Source organism: Streptomyces populi (genome assembly GCF_002911015.1).
GTDB classification, from domain to species: Bacteria; Actinomycetota; Actinomycetes; order Streptomycetales; family Streptomycetaceae; genus Streptomyces; species Streptomyces populi.
The window spans coordinates 1-3774 of sequence record NZ_KZ627063.1; the positions used below are offsets into that span (position 1 = coordinate 1).

The following is a 3774-nucleotide window of genomic DNA, read 5'->3' on the forward strand; positions in this document are numbered from 1 at the left end:
ACGGGTCCAGCGGGTCCAGGAACAGCTCGGCCGGGTCGTACCCGGGCTTGCGGTGGATCTCCACCAGCCGCGCGAAGTCGGGAGCCCGGGCGTCGTCGAGCCAGTAGTAGTACGTGAACCAGGAATCCGGCTCGGCCAGGGCCACCAGCTCACCGGAGCGCGGATGGTCCAGGCCGTGCTCCTTCTTGCCCCTCTCGTCCAGCACCTCGGCGACCCCGGCGACCTTCTCCAGCACCTCCCGCACCCCGGCGACGTCCTCGGGCCGCCGCACGTACACGTGCGCGAGCTGGTGGTCGGCGACCGCGAAGGCACGCGAGGCCATGGGGTCCAGGTACTCCATGCCGTCCTGGGTGTGCACCTCGAGGTGACCGGAGCGGCGCAGCACCCGGTTGAGGTCGACGGGCCTGCTGACGCCGGTGATGCCGTACTCGGACAGGACGACCACGGTACGGCCCTCGGCCTCGGCGTCGTCGAGCAGCGGGGCCAGCGCCGCGTCCAGGTCGGCGGCCGCCGCGAGCGAGCGCGGGTCCTTCGGGCCGAAGCGCTGCAGGTCGTAGTCGAGATGCGGTACGTAGCACAGCGTCAGGTCGGGACGCCGGGTGCGGTTGAGGTGCCGGGTCGCGTCGATGATCCACCGGCTGGAGACGAGATCGGCGCCCGGACCCCAGAAACGGAACAGCGGGAACGTGCCGAGCGCGGCGTGGAGCTCGTCGTGCAGCTCCGGCGGCCGGGTGTAGCAGTCCGGCTCCTTGCGGCCGTCGGCGTAGTAGACGGGACGGGGCGTCACCGTGAAGTCGGTGTCCGCGCCCATCGCGTACCACCAGCAGACATTGGCGACCGTGTAGCCCGGGTACAGACGGCGGGCCGCGTCCCAGACCTTGTCCCCGGCGACGAGCCCGTTGTGCTGGCGCCACAGCAGCACCTCGCCGAGCTCGCGGAAGTACCAGCCGTTGCCGACGATGCCGTGCTCGCGGGGCATCGTGCCGGTCAGGAACGTGGACTGGGCGGCACAGGTGACGGCCGGCAGGACGGTGCCCAGCGGCACGTACGAACCGGACCGGCCCAGGGACCGCAGCCGCGGCATGTGCTCCAGGAGCGCGGGGGTCAGCCCCACCACGTCGAGGACCAGCAAAGGGGTGGGGGCCGTGGTCACGGCTGCTCCTTGAGTCCGAGGTCGGTCAGCAGGTCGCGGGCGAGCTGGAGTTCGGCGGCGATCCCGTCGGCGAGCTCGGCACCGGTGACCGGACGTGCCGCGGGCGGCAGGGCCTGCCAGGTGTAGGTCTCGACCTCGAAGTGGGTGCTGCGCGCCGTCGGCCCGCCCACCAGCGCGGCGAGCGTCTCGCGCAGCACGTCCAGGGTGGAGGACAGCGGCGGGGCGGGCGGGGCGTGCAGGGGGACGTGGAAGTGGGCGCGCCAGGGCACGGTGTCGGGCAGAACCCCTCCCGCCAGCGCCTGGCCGAGATCGTCGGTGCCGTGCAGGACCCCGTCCGCGCGGGCCCGGGTCTGGTGCAGAAAACGCGGCTCGTCGAAGGCGGCCAGCGCCGACAGGACCGCCGGGTCCCGCGGGTCGCCGGCGTGCAGGGCCGCCGACAGCTGCACCTTGGGCACCGCGATGCCCGCCCGGTCCAGGGCGGCGAGCGCCCGCACGGGATCCTCGAAACCGGTCGCGAGATGGCAGGTGTCCAGGCACAGCCCGATGCGGTGGCCGGGCAGGGCGGCCAGCGGGGCGAGCGCGTCGGCGGTGGTCTCCACCGCGCAGCCGGGCTCCGGCTCCAGCGCGACACGGATCGAGCGGCCCGTCTCCTGCTCCACGTGGTCCAGGCGGCGGGCCAGTTCGCTCAGCGCCCGGTGCGCGGCGTCGGCGGCCGCCTCGTCGAAGCCGGTGCGCCAGGCCAGCGGCAGGGTGGAGACGGTGCCCTCGGTGACGTCCGCGGGCAGCAGCCGGGCCAGGAGACGGGCCAGGTCACTGGTGTACTCCAGCCGCTCGGGATCACTCCAGTCGGGCCGGTACACCCGGTACTTGACCACGCCGGCGCCGAAACCCTCGTAGGGAAAGCCGTTGAGCGTGACGACCTCCAGGCCCCGCCGCTCCAGCTCGGTGCGCAGACGGCGCGGCGCGGCGGGGTCGGCGTTCAGGGCGCGCACCGCGTCACGGGCCAGCCACAGCCCCACGCCCAGCCGGTCGGCGCCCAGGCGCCGGCGGACCGGTTCGCAGTACCGGGCGAGCTGGGCCAGGACACCGTCGAGGCTCTCGGCCGGATGGACGTTGGTGCAGTACGCCAGGTGCACGGTCGAACCGTCGGGATGGGTCAGACGCACGGCTCATTCGCCCCCGCGCAGCACGGAGTTGCCCTCGTGCAGCGACGCGGGCGCCGCGACCTCCAGGGCGAGCCGGCCGCTGAGCCCGTAGAACGCGACGGGGTTGCGCCACAGCACCAGGTCCACGTCGTCCTCGCCGAAACCGGCGGCGAGCATCGCCTCGCCGACCTTGCGGGTCTTGAGCGGATCGCTGCGGCCCCAGTCCGCGGCCGAGTTGACCAGGACCCGCTCGGGCCCGTACTCCTTCAGCACGGCGACCATGCGGTGCTCGTCCATCTTGGTGTCCGGATAGACCGAGAAGCCGAGCCAGGCACCACTGTCCCTGGCCTCCTCGACCGTGGTCTCGTTGAGATGGTCGACCAGGACCCGCTCGACGGACAGCCGCGACTCGGCCACCACGTCCAGGGTGCGGCGCAGCCCCGCCGGCTTGTCGCGGTGCGGGGTGTGCACGAGGGCGGGCAGCGCGTGCTCGGCGGCGAGTTCGAGCTGCGCGGCCAGCGCCGCGTCCTCGGCCGGCGTCATCGAGTCGTAGCCGATCTCACCGACGGCGACGACACCGTCCTTGACCAGATACCGCGGCAGTTCGTCCAGGACCGGGGCGCAGCGCGGGTCGTTGGCCTCCTTGGGGTTGAGGGCGATCGTGCAGTGGTGCGCGATCCCGTACTGCGCGGCCCGGAACGGCTCCCAGCCCAGCAGCGCGTCGAAGTAGTCCAGGAAGCTCTGCGGCGAGGTGCGCGGCTGGCCGAGCCAGAAGGCGGGCTCCACCAGCGCGCGCACCCCGGCCGCGTACATCGCCTCGTAGTCGTCGGTGGTGCGTGAGCTCATGTGGATGTGCGGGTCGAAGATGCGCATCAGACTTCCTTGGCGGTCAGGGCGAGTACATGACTGAGGTCCCCGGGGACGGCCCGCCCCGCGGCGGTGCGCTCCGCGGCGAAGTCGCCCAGCATGCGGGCGAGTTCACCGTCCCCGCGGGCCCGGTCCGAAAGCCCCGCCACGGCGGCCGCCGCCACCCCGGTGAACAGGCACTTCAGGACGGCGTGACGCCAGGCGTGGGCGTCCAGGTGCGCCGCGGCGAAGGGACCGACGGCGGCGGCGACCAGCCCGGTGTCGTTGGCGCGCAGCGCGTCCTGGACCAGCACCAGCCCCTCCTCGGGCGCCAGCGGCAGATGCGGCAGCGCCAGCAGGACCGCGCGGCGCTCGGCGCCGGTGCCCCGCTCGTAGAGCCTTCTCACCGCGGCCGCGTCGGGGCGGGCCGTGCGCAGCAGGAGCACCCGGGCCGCCTCCGCCGCCCGCGGCGAGCCGCACGCACGGCCGGCCGCGGCGAAGCGCAGCTCCCACGCCGGCACACCCCGGCGCGGCGCGTCCGGCGCCCGGCGCGCGGCCTCGCGCGCCTCGCCGAGCGCGGCCTCGACCCAGGCGGCGCCCCTGGGCCCGAGGCCGGCCGGCAGTTCCTCA

The 3774-nt window shown here is 74.1% G+C and carries 4 protein-coding genes; all 4 read right to left on the reverse strand.

All coding sequences use genetic code 11. The features are described from left to right. The coding region (locus tag CW362_RS42475) for an alkaline phosphatase family protein (RefSeq protein WP_103554916.1) at positions 1–1153 on the reverse strand (1153 nt) is incomplete at its 3' end. Beyond that, on the reverse strand, positions 1150–2319 hold the full coding sequence (eboE, locus tag CW362_RS42480) for a metabolite traffic protein EboE (protein ID WP_103554917.1): 1170 nt from the start codon (positions 2317–2319) through the stop codon (positions 1150–1152). The genes CW362_RS42475 and eboE, both read right to left, overlap by 4 nt. Positions 2320–2322: 3 nt before the next feature. Next, positions 2323–3171 carry a TatD family hydrolase gene (locus CW362_RS42485; protein WP_103554918.1) on the reverse strand — a complete coding sequence of 283 codons (849 nt, stop codon included), beginning with the start codon at positions 3169–3171 and terminating at the stop codon, positions 2323–2325. Then, positions 3171–3774, reverse strand: a 604-nt coding sequence (locus CW362_RS42490; RefSeq protein ID WP_420856904.1) for an EboA domain-containing protein, incomplete at its 5' end; no start/stop codon positions are given. The genes CW362_RS42490 and CW362_RS42485, both read right to left, overlap by 1 nt.

What these genes read in the sequence shown, in the direction of transcription:
- CW362_RS42485 (WP_103554918.1), bottom strand. Translation starts at nt 3,171, where the DNA reads ATGCGCATCTTCGACCCGCACATCCACATGAGCTCACGCACCACCGAC.